Genomic DNA, 16,525 nt, shown 5'->3' with positions numbered 1-16,525 from the left:
CGGACCGCCCCTAGTCGTCGGCGGGCTCGTCGATCGGCCAGGCGATCTCCAGCCGGTTGCCCGGGTCGTCGGGTGTCCCCGTCCAGCGGCGGTAGATCATCCGGACCGGGCCCGCGAAGGAGAAGCCGTGCTCGGTGATCCAGTCGGCGACGGCGTCGTAGGCGCCGAGGATCCGCGGGAACGCGGCGGCGTCCCCCTCGATCCGTGTGCAGGCGAGCGTGTTCTCGGGCAGGTCGCGCACGCTCATGTCCTCGGACAGGCCGGTGGGTTGCGCGCCGTCCTCCCGGAACGGCAGGCACGCCTCGACGAGCGTCTCGTTGTCGTCGTCGCACACGCCGTGGAAGCGCACGAAGGCGGGCCCGGTGAAGGTGAGAGGGCCACGGCCGGCGACTGCGTACATCTCCTGATAGGCACGGCGGAGGAACGGGTCGAGCCCGGAATGGTCCACGGTCGCCCCGAGAACGAGAATCCGCTCGGCCGGTCCCTGGCGGACGGTCACCTGATGGGTCATCTCTGCTCCTTCGGTCAGTCGGCTCAACAGGCCGTGGACCAGGGAACGCTGAATCTCCAGCCGCCGTTCGGCCGCCGCCAGATGCGCCTGCAAAGCGGTGGCCAGCGCTTCCTGCCCGCCATCGAGCAGTCGGCGCACTTCCTCGACGGGGATGTCCAACTGCCGCAGCGCCCGCGCCGACTGCGCCGTACGCACCTGGTCACGCCGGAAGTACCGGTAGCCGCTCACCGGATCGACGAACGCCGGCACCAGCACGCCCGTGGCGTCGTAGTGCCGAAGCGCGCTGATCGAGAGGCCGCTGGCCTGCGAGAACTGCCCGATCGGCAGCATGCTTTTCCTGTCCACGGCACCGACTGTGCCGTCTCCCGCCACCTGAGAGTCAAGTCCGTCGCGGGAGGACGCACGCCCCACTGGGGTGCCTCCGGGGCACCTGCGAACCCGGGGCGACCGCTCTCCCATCCGTCCCGGCACCGCCGTGGGTCTGGCCGATGGCCGCCGACCACTCAGGCGTGCCGGCCGGCCGGCACGCGGCCGAGCCGGTGGTGTCAGTGCCGACCCGTAGGGTGCGCTGATATCGGACGAGGGGGTTCCATGGGGTTTTCCGGTCATCTGGTCTTTGCGCGGAGCGCGTACGGGCTGCTGGACGCGCCCGTCTTCCGTGGCCGCGGTCCAGGCCTGAAGAACGATGTACACGAGTGGGGGTCGCGACCGGACGGCTGGCGAACCGTGCAGCTCAAGCACGGAATCTGGGAGGACGTGTATCTCCCGGCCCTGGTCGAGTGGACCGGTGCACCGGTCTGTGTCGCCGACGTCTCCGACAGCAGCGTTGCCCTCGTGACCGGTCTGGACACGGAAGGGCGGCGGTGGCAGGCGTGGCTCAACCTGGGCACGGCCGCGGCTCTGCTCGTCGAGGAACCCGAGGACGTGGACGATGTGAGTCTGTGGGCGGCCACCCCGGAGTTCGAGGAGGCCGTCGCACACAAGCGGGCGGAGCTGGACGCGGAGGTGCCGGCCGACGCACGAGGTGCGACCGCATGGGCTGCGGCGGCCGGTGTCCGTGCTGCCGCGCCGCAGTCCCGGATCGAGGAGTTGTTGCGCAGGGACGAGACCTTCGTGGAGGAACAGTTCGATGCGCTGCTGGATGAACTGGGGTTCCCCGAGGCCGTCGAGTCCGCGCCGCTGCCATGAGGCACCACGCTGCGAGGCGCGACCCGTGTGCGAGGACGGTCAGCGCCGCTGAGCCGGAGGCGCTGCGGAGCCGGTGCGGCGTGCGGGCGACAGCGAGCACGAGGAAGGTACCGCCGAGGTCTTCCGCGCCACTGAACGGACGCGCTGGGGCTGAGTGATCGTTCAGAATGCCGTCCTGCGCAGAAGCTCGCGACCCCGTGGAACAATCCCTTCAACCACGGGCTCGGGGGAGTGACGCCGCATGGAACGCGCTGAGAACGCACGGGACCTTGTGCACGGTTACGTCCATGCTCTGAACGCGGTTGACGGGGCCATGAAGGCGGCGATCCCCTCGCTTGACCGACTCGCAGATGTCCTCGGCCTGGTCCGGTCGCGCCGGATCAGGCCGAGTGGTCGCATCGGTGCCTACTCCTACACCGTTCACGGGGCAGGCTGCCGCTTCGTCGCCGACGACGGCACGGAGATCGATGTGGACTTCGCCGCCGACGGAGGCCAGATCTTCGACCTCTGGCGACTGCGCCAGTACGGGTTGAGTCTGCCGGAGCCCCATGACGCCACGGATCAGGATCTGCGGGCGGCGGCGCTGTCGCTGCGGCCGCTGCTGGTCGAGGTGCGGCCGGGCTGGTTCGGCGTCGTCGACTGATCGCGTCGGGGCGCGGTTCGCACGCGGCGGGGGGCATTGAGGCTGCAGGCCGGTTCGAGCAGGCCCTGGTGGAGTGCGGCGCGTGGGGCGGGTGCGGAGCGGTTTGCTCTCGTGCGGCGGGACGCAGGTGGGCTCGACGGCCCGGACCCGGTCGTACGCAGCGCGGCCGTGCTGCCCGTGCCCGTGGGTCGTTCCGCTTCCCTGCTCCCCCGGGATCGTGCCTCGTGCGCCCGCACCATGTCCCCGCCACTCCCGTACGCGTTCCGCTTGGGCCCGTCGGAGTAGTGCTGATGGCCGGAGGGCGCGGGGCGGGCGAGGCTGGCGGGCAGGTGCGGCGATGCCATGGGGCACCGCGGTCGTTCGGAGGCGGGAGGGTTCATGGGTGGGACAGGGGTCCCGGGTGAGGGGCGGCGTACGGCCGATGGTGCTCCGGGGAGGCGGTGGGGTCTCGGGGGTGCGGTCGTCCGGGGGCGGGGCGTGGCTGTTCGCGGCGGTCGGTAGGCGTCGTGGCGGGGAAGGACGTGGAGACGGAATCCGGACGGGACGAAGGGGCCGAGGCCCGGTCGGCGGACCGTCAGGGGGGTCCCGGGCACACGGTGCTGCTGGCGATCGCGCTCGCGGTGCCGGTGACGAAGGTCGCCTACACGGTCGGGGGCGGGGCGGCGGCGCGTGATGTGTTCGTGGGGATGGAGCCGGCGAACTGGCCGGATGTCGTCATCGGGATGGTGCTCACCGATCCGCTTCTCGCCTCGGTGCTGGCCGTCGTCGTCTCCCGGGTCGTCTTCGCCCTGTTCGCGGCGCGGGGCGCTGTTCCCGTGAAGGGAGGCGTGCTGCGGGGGCTCCGGCGCGCGGCCCTGACGGTGGTCGATCCGGCCGCCATGGGGGTGGTGATCGCGTGCTTCTTCGGTCCGTGGTGGGGCGTGGGGACGGGGGTGGCCGCGTACGTGCTGCGCAAGGGCGTCGTTGTGGAGTACCGCACCGGGAGACGGCGCCCGCACGGGCATTCCGGTCACCGCAGCACTGCGGGAGACCACGACGGCGGCTATCGCCCGTCACGGGCGCTGCGCCGGGCCGCGGCGCTGGAACAGTGGGCGGCCCTGTGTCTGACGGCGCTCGTGCTTCCCGTGCTGTCCTTCGTCGCCGCGCTCGACGGACAGGCATGGACGTCGATCGTCCGCTGCCAGGTCACCGCCGGGACCCGGACCGAGAGCAACCGCCTCATCGAACTCGGCCGCAAGGGCAACGGCGTCGTCGGCTGGAATCTGGACACCGGGGAGATCTCCGACGGCGCCGCGTGCACAGGCGAGGAGAGCCTGTTCGTACGCGATCCGTGGTGGCGCGGTTGAGGGAGTGCTCCGTACGCGCCGGTTCCGGACGGCGCGGTTGAGGGAGTGCTCGGCACCCGCCGGTTCCGGTCGGCGCGACGGCCCCGCCCCGTGGTTGCCGGAGCGGGGCCGTCGGCCGTTCCCGGGGTCAGCCGGCGTCGGGCTCCGCGGGATGCCGTGCCGGGGCGCCGGCAGCGACCGGGGCTGGGGTCCGGGCCTGGTCCGGCTTGCTCCACAGGGTGCCGCGCAGGTCGGTGCCGCGGACGAGTTGTACGCGCCGGGGGTCGATGCGCCGTACGTGGTGGCCGGGGTCGGTGGGGCCGCCTGGCCAGTAGCGGACGGGGTCGTAGCCGGCGCCGGGTGGGCCGCCTCGTCGGTAGAGGTCCCATGCGTGGGTCCTGGAGACCCGGTCCTCGGCCCAGGTGGAGACGCCGTCCACGAAGACCGCGTTCTGCCGGGGGCTCCAGGAGGCGTAGGTCGTGTGGGGGTCGGCCGCGAGGTGTGCGCTCTTGACGGGGGTGCGGAATGCGGCGAGCCGGCCGACGGGGGCGCCGTCGACGACCTCCCGCACCGGCATCACCGTCCGGGCGCGGGCGCGGTTGCGGTGGTCGACGGTGACCATGGTCGCGCAGCCGATGTCGCGGACGTGGTCGGCGAAGGTGCGCTGGATCTCGGAGAACGCGGTGACGACGGTGGTCATGCGGGTGTCCTTTCGGTTGTCAGCGGGAGGCGGGGACGTCGGCGTGCTCGGCGGGAGGACCGGCCGGTGCGGGCGCGGTCGTGCGTGGCCGGGTGCGCAGGCCGAAGGCGCTGATGACGGCGGCGAGGGCGGCGGCCGCGAACGGGACGAGCAGGCCCGCGCGGTAGCCGTCGAGCTGGGCCGCGGGGGTCGCGGCGCCCGAGGCCGCCGTGCCGGCGGCGGTGACGGCGGAGAGGCCGAGTGCCGCGCCGAACTGGAAGGCCGTGTAGAGGAGACCGCCCGCGAGTCCCTGCTCCTCCTCCGCGATGCCCTCCGTCGCCACGATGGTGAGGGGACCGTACGCCAGGGAGAAGGCGAGCCCGAGGAGGATCAGGCTCGGGAACATCGTCGCGTAGCTCCAGTCCGCTGCCAGGGGGAGGAACAGTCCGTAGGCGAGCGCCGCGAGCAGGAGGCCGCCCAGGATCACCTTGGCGTTGCCGAACCGGGTGACCAGTCGGGGGGTGAGCGTCGGCGAGAGGACCGCGTCGACTCCGACGACCAGCATGGCGAAGCTCGTCTGGAGGGTGGACCAGCCGCGCAGTTCCTGCAGGTAGAGCACCACCAGGAACTGGAATCCGAAGAATCCGGCGGCGAACAGCAGCGCCGAGAGGTTGGCCCGGACCAGGGGGCCGTGGCGGAGGATCGACAGGCGGACGAGGGGTTCGGCGGTGCGTCGTTCGATGGCGACGAAGGCGGTGAGGAACAGCAGACCGCCCAGCAGCGTCACGGCGGTGACGGCCGGTGCGGCGTGGGTGGCGCGCTCGATGCCCAGGACGGTCAGCAGGAGGGCGGTGGTGATGGTGAGTGCGCCGGGCGCGTCGATGCGTCTGCCGGTCCTGTCCGGGCGGGCCGAGCGGGGGACGAGGACGAGGGCCGCGACGAGGACGAGGAAGGAGAGCACGACCGGGGCGAAGAACACCCACCGCCAGCCGACGGCGGTGAGCAGCCCGCCGGCGACCAGGCCGATCGTGAAGCCTCCCGCGGCGGTTCCGGAGTAGATGAGCAGGGCCTTGTTCCGCTCCGGTCCCTCGGCGAAGCCGGTGGTGATGACGGACAGGCCGGCCGGGGTCATGAAGGCCGCGGCGACGCCCGTGACGAAGCGGGCGAGGATCAGGGTCCATCCCTCGGTGGCGAAGCCGCCGAGTCCGGAGAACAGCAGGAAGACGGCCAGCCAGAGGACGAACATCCGACGGCGCCCGTAGAGGTCGGCGGCCCGTCCGCCGAGCAGCATGAAGCCGCCGTAGCCGAGCACGTAGGCGCTCATGACCCATTGCAGTTCACCGGTGGAGAGCCCCAGATCGGTGCGGATCGACGGCAGGGCCACGTTGAGCATGGCCACGTCGATGCCTTCGAGGAAGATCGCGCCGCACAGGACGAGCAGGATGCCCCACTTGCGTGTGCCCAGTCCGCCCGAGGCGTTCAGCGTACTCATGACGAGGTACTCCTTCCGGAGTGTGAGGTGTGGTCGGTGCCTCAAGCCTTCGCCACCGCGGGCACGGGAACAACAGCGGTCATCGCAACGTTCGTTCAGCCGGAGTTACCGATCCGATCCATTGCCGCGCGCCATCCGGAGACGTCTGTGGACCAGAGCGAAATCGAATGCTTTCTCGTCCTGGCCGAGGAGCTTCACTTCGGGCATACGGCCGCCCGGCTGCATCTGTCCCGTGCCCGGGTGAGTCAGCTGGTGCAGAAGCTGGAGCGCCGGGTCGGCGCGCCCCTGTTCACGCGTACGAGCCGGCGGGTGGCCCTCACGCCCCTGGGCCGCCGTCTCCGCGACGACCTCGAACCGCACTACCGCGGCATCGAGAACGCGCTGGCCAGGGCGGTCGCCTCGGCACGGGGCATCGAGGGGGTCCTCCACGTCGGATTCTCCACACCGCTCGCCGGGGAGATGGTGATGAGGGCGACCGAGCGGCTGAGTTCGAGCCATCCGGAACTCGCGGTCGAGGTGTGCGAGGTGCCGCTCGCCGACCCGTACGGGATGCTGCGCAACGGCGAGTTCGACGTCCAGCTGACCGACTTCCCCGTGCACGAGGCGGATCTGACGCGCGGTCCCACGCTCCTTGCCGAGGGAAGGGTGCTCGCGGTGGCGTCCCGGCATCCGCTCGCCGGGCAGGCCGCGGTGACGCTGGAGGATCTGGCCGGTATGCCGGTGCTGACCATCGCGGGTGACATCCCGGAGTACTGGATGGAGCATCATCTGCCGACGCACACACCGAGCGGCCGGCCGATCGGGCAGGGCCCGTCCGTCACCAACCTCCAGGAGGCGCTGACGCTCGTCGCCGGCGGCAAGGGCGTCCTGCTGGCGGGGGCTCACATCGCCCTGTACCACGGCCGGCCCGGCGTCTCCTACGTCCCGGTGAAGGAGGACACTCCCCTCGGCTACGGGCTGATGTGGCGTTCCGACGGCGGGACCCGGGCGATCGAGGTCTTCGGCCGTACGATCCGCGAGATCGCCCGGACCATGGAGTCCCCCCGGGCGTAACGCTCTTCGGCCGCGCCGGTCCGTGGCCGCTGCGGCTGCCGGCGGCGTGCGATGATCCCCCGATGGCCTCCCCCGGGGAATCCCTCGCCGCCGTGTCCGCCGAGACCCGGGCGCTGCTGGGTACGCCCGTCGTGCGGCTGGAGGCGTTGGACGGGCGTGCGTGGGTGCTGCGCGCGACGCTCGCCGACGGCCGCACCCGTATCGTCAAGCGCTTACGCCCCGAGGGGTACGGGCTGCGCTCGGCCGCGGAACTGATGCGCTGTGAACGGGCGGCGCTGGAGCTGATCGGCGGAGAGCCGGGGCTCGCCGGGTGCGCGCCCCGGCTGCTCGCCGCCTCGTCCGACGGCCGGATGCTGGTGTTGGAGGACCTCGGCCCCCGGGTCGCACTCTCCGAGCTGCTGCGCCGCGACGGTCTCACCCCGGAGCTGGACGACCGTCTCACCGGCTTCGCCACCGCCGCGGGCACGCTCGCCGCCGCCTCCGTCGGCCGCGGCGAATGGTTCGCCGCACGCCGCACCGCGCTGGGAAGCCCGCCGCGGGCGCTCCGCGACGGCGAGCACGCCTGGACGGGCGCCTGGCGCACCACCGCCGAACACGTCGCGGGGTTCGGTGTGCCAATGCCAACGGCCGCCGTACGCGATCTTCGGCTGGCCGGGGCCGAACTCGCCGGTCCCGGACCGTTCCTGGCCCTGACCAACGGCGATCCCGAGGCGCACAACTACCTCACCCCGCCCGACGGAGGCGGACAGGGACGGGGGACCTCCGGCGAGGGCGGCGGTCGATTCGTCGACTTCGAAGGCGCGGGGTTCCGGCACGCGCTGACGGCCGCGGCCGTCTTCTGCGTGCCGGGTCCCTACTGGATGGCGGTGTCGGGGCCGCGGCAGCTGGCCGCTTTCCGGAGCGCGCTGGCCCGTGCCGTTCCGGAGGCGCGGGACGACGGCCGGTTCGGCTTCGGGCTCGCGAGTGCCGCCATGATCTGGGTGGCCGTCCGCGCCGGTGAGGTGGGGCGGCGGGACGCCCGCCGGCCGGGCGACGCCTCCCGCGCCCAGCTGGTGCTGCTGCTGGACGCGGGGGCCCGGACGGCCGAGACCTACGGCGTCCTGCCCGATCTGGCGGGCTGGTGCCGGTCCACCGCCGTGGAGCTGCGCCGACGCTGGCCCGATGCGGATGTCGATACGGGGAGCGTGCGGCCGTATACGTGGCGGGAGCGTTCCTGACTCGTATCCGCCGGGCCGTTCCGTGCCGGTCCCTGATGCGGAGGCTCCGCCGTCCACCGCTCCCCGCCCCGGGTCCCGGCGCACCACGCACCGGCGTGCGTCGTCCCGGGTCGGGGAGGCGAAGCGGCGCTTGGTGGCCGGTCCCCGGTGAAGATGCCGTACGCGTCGTCGAAGGGGAGGTGGGCGCGTCCTCGGCAGGCGGTGTTCGTCGCCGGGGATGCGCGGGGTCGCTGTGCCCCGCCGACACGCGGGGCGCCCCCGATTTCGGTCACACGCTCGCCTCGGCATCCGTTCGGGGTTCCGGGTGTGGTGATGCGGTGGCGGGGCCGTTCTCCGCATCATGATCGACTGCGGCGCGGGTGGTTCGGCCGGGGCGGGCGAGGGTGGCCGGGGCAGACGGTGCCGTTGGTCGTTCCGGGGGCAGGGGGCGCCCTCACCGTCGCAGAGGAGTACGGATGCATCTGATTCCCTCGGAGCAGGAGAAGCTGCTGCTGAGCGTGGCCGGGATGCTGGCCAGTTATCGCAAGGAACGCGGGATCAAGCTCAACTACCCCGAGGCGGTGGCCTACATCAGCTGCTGGGTCATCGAGGAGGCGCGGGCGGGCAACTACACCGTCGACCGGATGATGAGCGACGCCGGGGTCCCGCTGGAGGAGCGGAAGGGCGATACGCAGGGCGAGGGCGAGAGCGTGCTGACGACCGAGGACGTCATGGACGGCGTGGCCGAGATGCTCGACGTCCTCCAGGTCGAGGCGACGTTCCCCGACGGACGCAAGCTCGTCACCCTGTACGAACCGATCCGCGCGCCGAGGCCCGTTCCGCTGCCCGCTCCCATTCGCTGAGGTCGAAGCCCATGCCGTACTTCCAGCCGCCCGCCCCGAAGCCGACGGGCTCCGCGCCGGCCGCGTGCCCGCCCCCGTGCCCCTGTTGCGCGGACGACCCCTGTCAGAGGCCCGAACCCGGCCCACCGTCCGCACTGGACCCGGACCGGGCGGGCGACGTCCGCCGGTACCCGGTGGGAGGGGTGTGGGTCAGGGATCCGGAGGGCGTGCACGTGCTCAACGCGGGGAGCGGGAAGGCCGTGGTGTATGTGGTCAACGTGGGTGACCGCGACATCCAGATCGGCTCGCACTTCCATCTCGCCGATGTCAACGAGGACCTGCTGTTCTTCACCGATCCGGAGGCCGCCACCGAGGCCGAGGCGGTGCTGACCGATCCCCGGCGGGTGCGGTCCGAGCAGATCGCCGCCGCCCGTGCGCTGGCGTACGACCGCTCGAAGACTCCGGGGACGGCCCCTTGGGGGTGCCGTCTGGACATCGCTCCGGGGGACTCGATGCGGTTCAGCCCCGAGAACGCGCCCAGCGAGGCGATCGAGGTCGTGCCGATCGGTGGACGGCGGCGTGTCCCGGGCCTGCGCAAGGGCAAGCCGGACGACGACGTCGCTCTCGGCTGACCGGGCACCCGTACATCCAGCTGGAGGAATGCAATGGCGCACATCACGCGCGCGCAGTACGCGAAGTCCTACGGCCCGACCGTGGGCGACCAGGTCCGCCTGGGCGACACCGGCCTCTGGATCGAGGTCACCGAGGACCTGACCTTCGGGGGCGACGAGGCGATCTTCGGCGGCGGGAAGACCGTCCGCGAGTCGATGCTCCAGGGGACGACCACGAGCACGGAGGGTGCCCCCGACACCGTGATCACCAATGTGGTCGTTCTCGATGCCGGGCCCGCGCTGGAGCGCGGGGACGGCCGTTCCGTCGTCCGCGCGGACGTGGGGATCAGGGGCGGAAAGGTCGTCGCGATCGGCAAGGCCGGGAACAGCGACGTCATGGACGGGGTCACACCGGGGCTGGAGATCGGCCCCTCCACGGACGTGATCTCCGGCGAGGGCCGGATCCTCACCGCCGGAGCCGTCGACACGCATGTGCACTACATCTCGCCGTCGGCCGTGAGGGAGGCCCTCTCCACCGGAACCACCACGCTGATCGGCGGCGGTGTGGGCCCCTCGGAGGGGTCCAAGGCGACCACGGTGACGCCCGGCCCGCAGCATCTGGTGAACCTGCACCGCAGCTTCGACGATCTGCCGGTCAACGTGATGCTGCTGGCCAAGGGCAACACCGTCAGCGAGGCCGCCCTGGACGAGCAGGCGCTCGCGGGAGCCGGGGGCTACAAGATCCATGAGGACTGGGGGGCCACCCCGGCAGCGCTGGACGCCGCGCTGCGGGCCGGCGAGAAGTGGGGTCTGCAGGTCACCCTGCACGCCGACTCGCTGAACGAGGCGGGCTTCGTCGAGACCACCCTCGACGCGATCGACGGGCGCGGTGTCCACGTCTTCCACGCCGAGGGCGCCGGTGGCGGGCACGCCCCGGACATCCTGAAGGTGGCCGCGGAGCCGAACGTCCTGCCCGCGTCGACGAATCCGACGCTGCCGTACACCGTGAACACGGTCGCCGAGCACATCGACATGCTGGCCTCCGCGCACCACCTCGATCTGAGCAACCGGAACGACCAGGCGTTCGCCGACTCCCGGATCCGCTCCACGACCATGTTCGCCGAGGACGTGCTGCACGACATGGGCGCCATCTCCATCACCTCCTCCGACGCGCAGGCCATGGGGCGGATCGGGGAGGTCGTGACCCGTACCTGGCAGGTGGCCCACGTCATGAAGGAGTGGAGCCATCAGGTGTTCAAGGACGCCGGGTTCTTCTACGGGCCCGACCGGGGGCCGGGGGACAACGCCCGCGCGCTGCGGTACGTGGCCAAGTACACGATCAACCCGGCCCTCGCGCACGGCATCGACGCGTACGTCGGTTCGGTGCAGCCGGGCAAGCTGGCCGATCTCGTGCTGTGGGACCCGCGGTTCTTCGCCGTCCGGCCCGAGGTGGTCATCAAGGGCGGTGCCATGGTCGTCGGGAACCTCGGTGATCCCAACGGTTCGGTGTCGACCCCTCAGCCGACCTTCCTGCGGCCCGCGATGGCCGACGCGATCGCGTGCCGGCTCTCGTACACGTTCGTCTCGGAGAAGGTGCTCGACCCGCCCGCCGACATGGACCCGTACGAGGAGGTGAGGGGCACGGGAGTGTTCAAGGGCTCGTTGCGGGACACACTCGGTCTGCGGCGCGAGCTGCGGGGCGCGAAACCGGTCAAGGACGTCGGGAAGGCGGACATGGTCTTCAACGACGGGCGGTTCGGCATCGACATCGACCCGAGCACGTTCAAGATCGCGGTGGAGATTCCCGGGGTCGACCCGGCGGCGGGGCACGGGCTCAACCGCCACAAGAGCCTCAGCGGCTACTGGTATCTCGACCAGCCGAAACCGCCGAAGAGCCTGCCGCTCACCCAGCGGTACCTGCTCTTCTGAGGCGCCCGGTGAGCACATCCCCGCTCCTTCTCGCCCTCCTGGGCGACGCCCGGCTCCCCTCCGGGGGGCATACCCAGTCCGCCGGGCTGGAGCCCGCGCTGCGGGCCGGAACGTCGCCCGCCGAGGTGCCCGCGTATCTGCGCGCGCGGCTGCGGACCGTCACCCTCGTCGAGGCGGGCACCGCCGTCGTCGCGCGGGCGGTCGCGGCGGACGGCGGCGATCTGGCCGCGGTCGAGGCCGCCTGGGCCGCCCGTACCCCCAGCCCGGCGCTGCGGGCGAACGGGCGGCGGCTCGGGCGCGGCTGCCTGCGAGTGCTGCAGGCGCTCCGGCCCGGCCCCGTCGACGACCGCGCACGGACCTGGTCGCGCCCCGTCGTCCTCGGTCTGCTCGCGCACCGCACCGGCATGGACCCGGCCGACGTGGCCCGTCTCGTCGGCTACGACGACGCCCAGACCGTCACGTCGGCCCTGCTCAAGCTCGAACCGCAGGACCCGCTGGCCGTCGCGGTGTGGTTGAGCGACCTCCTTCCGGACATCGAGGAGATGGCCGGACGGGTCGCCGGTCTGCGCCGCCCGGAACAGATCCCCGCCCACGGCGCTCCCCTCGTCGAACGCTGGGCCGAGACCCACGACACCACCACAGAGAGGCTCTTCCGTGCCTGAGAACGCCACCGCCCCCACCCGTGCCCTGCGCCTGGGCGTCGCCGGTCCCGTCGGCACCGGGAAGAGTTCACTCATCGCGACGCTGTGCCGGGCGCTCGCCGGGGAGCTGAGCCTGGGCGTCATCACGAACGACATCTACACCGACGAGGACGCCCGTTTCCTCAGGAGCGCCGGGGTGCTGGACCCCGAGCGGATCCGCCCGGTGGAGACGGGGGCGTGCCCCCACACGGCGATCCGTGACGACGTGACGGCCAATCTGCTGGCGGCCGAGGACCTGGAGTCCGACTTCGGCCCGCTGGATCTGGTCGTCATCGAGTCCGGCGGCGACAACCTCACCGCGACCTTCTCCCCCGCGCTGGTGGACGCCCAGGTGTTCGTCCTGGACGTCGCCGGCGGCGGAGACGTCGTCCGCAAGGGAGGCCCCGGCATCGCACGCGCCGATCTGCTCGTGATCAACAAGACCGATCTGGGCGTTCACGTGGGCGTGGACGTGGAGCGCATGACGCGTGAGGGCCGCGAGGCACGGCAGGGTGCTCCGGTCGTCGCGCTGTCCCGGCACGACGAGGCGTCCGTCCGGCTGCTCACCGACTGGGTCCGCGCCACCCTCGCCCACTACCGCTCCGGTGCGCACACCCCCGTCGACCCCGGCCCGATGGCCCCGCACGTCCATGCCGACGGCACCACGCACGCACCCGACGGCGCCTCCGCCGCGCACGCGGGACAGCGCGCGTGACCGGACCGACCCGTCTGGGCGTCACTCCCACGGGCAGCCGCTGCCGCGTCCGCCGGACGTCCGGGCATCTCACCGTACGGATCATGGACCAGGACGCGCGCGGCGCCCGTGTGGGCCTGCTCGCCACGCAGGCGCTGCTGCTGTCCGGCGACTCCGTCCGCATCGAGGTGGACGTCGCTCCCGGCGCGTGGCTCGACGTGGTGGAGACGACCGGCACGGTCGCGTACGAGGGTGACGCGCCGTCGTCCTGGTCGGTCGACGCGACGGTGGGCGACGGTGCGCTGCTCACCTGGGCGGGCAGGCCGTTCGTGGTCTCCGACGGGATCGCCACCCATCGCGACACCCGGATCCGGTTGCACGGCACGGGCAGGGTCCTGATGCAGGAGAAGATCGTCCTGGGGCGGGCCGGGCAGACGGGCGGTGACCTGACCCTGTCCCTCACCGCGACCGACGACACCGGGCCGGTGCAGGTGGAGCACCTGGAGCTGACCCGGCGGGTGCGCACGATGCCTGGCGTCCTCGGAGGCCTGCGGTCCATGGACACGGTGACCGCGCTGGGGTGGTCGCCCGAACCGGCCGGGGTGCCGGTGGCCGGCACCACCGGGCCCGGCGAGACGTTCTTCCGTCTGGACCGGGCCGGTTCCGTTCTGCGCTGGATCGGGATCGGCCGGTTCCGTGACCGCTTGTGCGATCCCACGTTCGCGGCCTGGAGCGCGGAGGCGATGCGCGTCCACCGCGACGGCGGTCTCATCGGGTCGGCGCACGGGGCGAGTTGTCCCGCGTGATGCCTGCTCGCCCCGCCGGCCCGGGTGAACGGGCGCCGGGGTGCGTTGTCGGAGGCCCGGTCTAGGGTCGGTGACGTGAGCGACTACTACGACCTGTTCCTGGCGGTGGACCTGGTTCCCGGCCTGCCCGGACCGGTGCTGGCGGAACTGCGGTGGCTGCTGGGGCAGGGGGACAGACCGGCGGAGCCGGTGTCCGCCGACTGGGAGTCGTGGGGCGGCCCCTGGCAGGCCTTCGACGGGGGCACGGCGAGCCACGCGTTCGACGGGGCGGACGTCTCCCTGCTGGTCCGCGCCGTCGAGCGCCCGGACGCGGACGGGGGCGAGCCCTGGGCCCTGACCGTCCGGACATGCGTCCACGAGGACGACTTCGGCATCATGATGGAGGTCGTGGAATGGCTGCTGCGTTACGCGACCACGCGGGGGTGGGCCGGATACGTACGCGATTCGGGGTCGGGCCGGTTCCAGCATCTCGTGTGCCACGAGGACGGGTTCGAACTGGCCGATGTCCGCGTGGGCGGTGAACGGAAGCGCGTCGCCCGGTCCGCCCGACAGCCGGGGCCGCGGCGGGTCGACTCCGCGCCACCCCCTCGTACCCCGACCTCGCCGCACGGGCCGGCTCCTTCCGCCACGCCCGCGCGGCGGGCACCGGAGTCCTCGCGGTCGGAGAAACCTGCTTGCGGGGGGCCGGGCCGGGATATCTCATGAACTCGTCACCCGACAGGACCTAACCGGGAAGGGACCATGGGGACCTCACTGCCCGCCCCCTCGTTGCACACCGATCGCCTCCGTCTCCGTGCCTTCGAACCCACGGACGCCGACGCCCTGTTCGCCCTTCACAGCGACGCCCATGTGCTGCGCTACTGGGACTCGCCGACGTGGAGCGACCGCGGGCGTGCCGAGCGGTTCATCGCGGTCTGCCGGGACATGGAGGTGCAGGGCACGGGAACGCGGCTCGCCGTGGACCGCGCGTCCGACGGGGCGTTCATCGGCTGGTGCACCGTGGCCCGGTGGAATCCCGTCCACCGCAGCGCCTCGCTCGGCTACTGCTACTCCGATGCGGCGTGGGGCCACGGCTATGCGACGGAGGCGGCGCGCGCCCTTCTCCGATGGGCGTTCGACACGCTGGACCTCAACCGCGTGCAGGCCGAGACGGACACGCGCAACGCGGCGTCCGCGCGCGTCCTGGAGAAGCTCGGCTTCGTCCGCGAAGGGACCTTGCGGGAGGACTGCGTCGTCGACGGCGAGGTCTCCGACTCCTGGGTCTTCGGGCTGCTCAGGCGGGAGTGGTCGCCGTCGTCCGAAACGCCGCCGGGCCCCTGATGCGCGGCGCCTCCTCGCCTCGGGCCGACTACGGAGGATGCTCCGGGAGATCTTGAGGCCGTGGGCTTCCCGTGGCAGGCTCGTGCCACATGATCGACGAATTCGCGAAGAGCACCCTGCACGGGCGGCTGCGCCGGGACCGCGAGGCGCTGCTCTGGAAGCTCGACGGCCTGTCCGAGTACGACGCGCGCCGGCCGCTGACCGCGACCGGGACCAGTCTCCTCGGCCTCGTCAAGCACGTGGCGACCGTCGAGGCGCGGTATTTCGGCGAGGTCTTCGGCCGCCCGTCCCCCGAGGCGCTGTGCCCCTGGCAGGATTCCGACGGCAGCGACCACTGGGCGGCCGAGGACGAGACCCGCGAAGAGATCATCGCGTTCTGCCGCCGCACGTGGGAGCACGCGGACGCCACCATCGACGAGCTTCCCCTCGACGCCGTGGGCCATGTGCCGTGGTGGCCGGAGCCCTACTCCGACACGAACCTCTTCGCCGTCCTCGTCCATGTCCTCGGCGAGACCGTCCGCCACACCGGACACGCCGACATCCTCCGCGAAGGCCTCGACGGCCGCACCGGGCTCCGTCCCGAACAGGAGCAGCGGATCGACGAGGAAGCCCGTGCGGCCCACCGGGCGAAGATCGAGGACGCCGCGGAACGGGCTGCGGGGGCGGGGCGCCTCAGTTCAGCTGTTCCGCCAGTCCGATGATGATGCCGTTCGGGCCGCGGAGGTAGCAGAGGAGGTAGCTGTCCTCGAAGCGGGCGATCTCGCCGACGAGTTCGGCGCCGTGCGGGCGCAGACGGGCGAGGGTGTCGTCGAGGTCGTCCACGGCGAACATGACGCGGTGGGTGCCCAGGATGTTGTGGGGGCGGTCGCGCGGGTCGATGTCGAGGGGCGCGGGGTTGTGGTACTGCGCGAGTTCGAGGCGGCTGTGGCCGTCGGGGGTCCGGACCATCGCGATCTCGCAGTGCACGTCGTCGAGGCCGGTGCACCGGTCGGCGAAGGGGCCCCGGATGTCCGCGCGGCCCTCCAGCTCCAGGCCGAGTTCCTCGAAGAACGCGACGGCCGCGTCCAGGTCCTCGACGACGATGCCGACGTTGTCCATCCGCTGAATCGCCATGACGGTGGTCCCTTCGTTGTCTCCGGCCGGCCGTGCGGTGGCCGGCGGCGGTGCCGATGCTTCCGGGACGGAGCCGACGGTCCGTTCTCGACATCGGCCGCGGTGTGCGGCTCCGCTCGCCTCCATGCTCCTCGACGGCGGGGGACGGCGCGCAGGGGATCGTACGGCGCTCCCGGGCCGGAGAGGCGGGATCGCCGGAATCAGGGGCGGGGATTCCGGCGGGGCGCGTGCCCCGGCGCAAGAACGGCACCGGCTGTGGATTTCATGCTTCTTTCTCACTCGTCCGATGCACGCTGTCACCGATCCGCGTGATTTCTCGCAGCAACCGTGGTGGCCCCGGAATTCGCCGATAAATCATGGACCCGCACCCTTCGGAGAAATCGAAGCACGGGAAGGTGAATGATTGTGCGCAGAAAACTGGCCCTGGGGACCGCTTCTCTCGG

The 16,525-nt window shown here is 72.0% G+C and carries 16 protein-coding genes and 2 pseudogenes; 14 read left to right on the top strand and 4 right to left on the bottom strand.

Annotated elements, in window-relative coordinates:
* Positions 1-10: 10 nt before the first annotated feature.
* Positions 11-856 carry a MerR family transcriptional regulator gene (locus tag ACZ4FH_RS19530; protein WP_467306125.1) on the bottom strand — a complete coding sequence of 282 codons (846 nt, stop codon included), beginning with the start codon at positions 854-856 and terminating at the stop codon, positions 11-13.
* 381 nt (positions 857-1,237) lie between these two features.
* On the opposite strand from ACZ4FH_RS19530, the gene ACZ4FH_RS19525 reads away from it, so the two are divergent.
* From ACZ4FH_RS19525 to ACZ4FH_RS19515, 3 genes are all read left to right on the top strand, one after another.
* On the top strand, positions 1,238-1,699 hold the full coding sequence (locus ACZ4FH_RS19525; protein WP_467306124.1) for a hypothetical protein: 462 nt from the start codon (positions 1,238-1,240) through the stop codon (positions 1,697-1,699).
* A 241-nt stretch (positions 1,700-1,940) separates the two neighbouring features.
* Complete coding sequence (locus ACZ4FH_RS19520) at positions 1,941-2,342, top strand: DUF6896 domain-containing protein (protein WP_467306123.1); 402 nt, start codon at positions 1,941-1,943, stop codon at positions 2,340-2,342.
* Between the two features lie 521 nt (positions 2,343-2,863).
* Entirely contained in the window at positions 2,864-3,688 is an 825-nt protein-coding gene (locus ACZ4FH_RS19515) for a hypothetical protein (protein WP_467306122.1), read from the top strand.
* 127 nt (positions 3,689-3,815) lie between these two features.
* Here ACZ4FH_RS19515 and ACZ4FH_RS19510 read toward each other — a convergent pair whose 3' ends face one another.
* Positions 3,816-4,367, bottom strand: coding sequence for a pyridoxamine 5'-phosphate oxidase family protein (locus tag ACZ4FH_RS19510; RefSeq protein WP_467306121.1), 552 nt, complete (start codon positions 4,365-4,367; stop codon positions 3,816-3,818).
* A gap of 19 nt (positions 4,368-4,386) precedes the next feature.
* On the bottom strand, positions 4,387-5,838 hold the full coding sequence (locus ACZ4FH_RS19505; RefSeq protein ID WP_467306120.1) for an MFS transporter: 1,452 nt from the start codon (positions 5,836-5,838) through the stop codon (positions 4,387-4,389).
* 147 nt (positions 5,839-5,985) lie between these two features.
* Between ACZ4FH_RS19505 and ACZ4FH_RS19500 the strand changes: the two genes are divergently transcribed.
* The 11 genes and pseudogenes from ACZ4FH_RS19500 to ACZ4FH_RS19450 all read left to right on the top strand — a co-directional run bounded on the left by ACZ4FH_RS19500 (position 5,986) and on the right by ACZ4FH_RS19450 (position 15,670).
* The gene (locus ACZ4FH_RS19500; protein WP_467306119.1) at positions 5,986-6,891 is read left to right on the top strand and encodes a LysR family transcriptional regulator; all 906 of its coding nucleotides are present in this window, start codon (positions 5,986-5,988) and stop codon (positions 6,889-6,891) included.
* Between the two features lie 62 nt (positions 6,892-6,953).
* Positions 6,954-8,108: a hypothetical protein gene (locus ACZ4FH_RS19495; protein WP_467306117.1), complete on the top strand. Its 1,155-nt coding sequence runs from the start codon at positions 6,954-6,956 to the stop codon at positions 8,106-8,108.
* A gap of 455 nt (positions 8,109-8,563) precedes the next feature.
* Positions 8,564-8,950: an urease subunit gamma gene (ureA, locus tag ACZ4FH_RS19490; protein ID WP_467306116.1), complete on the top strand. Its 387-nt coding sequence runs from the start codon at positions 8,564-8,566 to the stop codon at positions 8,948-8,950.
* A 206-nt stretch (positions 8,951-9,156) separates the two neighbouring features.
* Positions 9,157-9,561 carry an urease subunit beta gene (locus ACZ4FH_RS19485; protein ID WP_467306115.1) on the top strand — a complete coding sequence of 135 codons (405 nt, stop codon included), beginning with the start codon at positions 9,157-9,159 and terminating at the stop codon, positions 9,559-9,561.
* A 33-nt stretch (positions 9,562-9,594) separates the two neighbouring features.
* A complete protein-coding gene (ureC, locus tag ACZ4FH_RS19480; RefSeq protein WP_467306113.1) occupies positions 9,595-11,469 on the top strand; it encodes an urease subunit alpha in 1,875 nt (624 codons plus the stop codon).
* Between the two features lie 8 nt (positions 11,470-11,477).
* Positions 11,478-11,981: pseudogene (locus tag ACZ4FH_RS19475) on the top strand (urease accessory protein UreF); the annotation flags it as partial.
* Between the two features lie 101 nt (positions 11,982-12,082).
* Positions 12,083-12,864 (top strand): annotated as a pseudogene (gene ureG / locus ACZ4FH_RS19470) (urease accessory protein UreG).
* An 83-nt stretch (positions 12,865-12,947) separates the two neighbouring features.
* A complete protein-coding gene (locus tag ACZ4FH_RS19465) occupies positions 12,948-13,649 on the top strand; it encodes an urease accessory protein UreD (RefSeq protein ID WP_467306112.1) in 702 nt (233 codons plus the stop codon).
* A gap of 75 nt (positions 13,650-13,724) precedes the next feature.
* A complete protein-coding gene (locus ACZ4FH_RS19460) occupies positions 13,725-14,354 on the top strand; it encodes a hypothetical protein (protein ID WP_467306111.1) in 630 nt (209 codons plus the stop codon).
* 36 nt (positions 14,355-14,390) lie between these two features.
* Complete coding sequence (locus ACZ4FH_RS19455; protein ID WP_467306110.1) at positions 14,391-14,969, top strand: GNAT family N-acetyltransferase; 579 nt, start codon at positions 14,391-14,393, stop codon at positions 14,967-14,969.
* 89 nt (positions 14,970-15,058) lie between these two features.
* On the top strand, positions 15,059-15,670 hold the full coding sequence (locus ACZ4FH_RS19450; RefSeq protein WP_467306108.1) for a DinB family protein: 612 nt from the start codon (positions 15,059-15,061) through the stop codon (positions 15,668-15,670).
* Here the strand turns inward: ACZ4FH_RS19450 and ACZ4FH_RS19445 are convergent.
* Positions 15,642-16,082 carry a VOC family protein gene (locus ACZ4FH_RS19445; protein WP_467306106.1) on the bottom strand — a complete coding sequence of 147 codons (441 nt, stop codon included), beginning with the start codon at positions 16,080-16,082 and terminating at the stop codon, positions 15,642-15,644. The genes ACZ4FH_RS19450 and ACZ4FH_RS19445 overlap by 29 nt on opposite strands.
* Positions 16,083-16,525: the final 443 nt, after the last annotated feature.

Source organism: Streptomyces sp. NPDC024555, from assembly GCF_055559335.1.
Note: the sequence above shows the minus strand (reverse complement) of the source record. Positions and strands in the feature narration are given on the sequence as shown.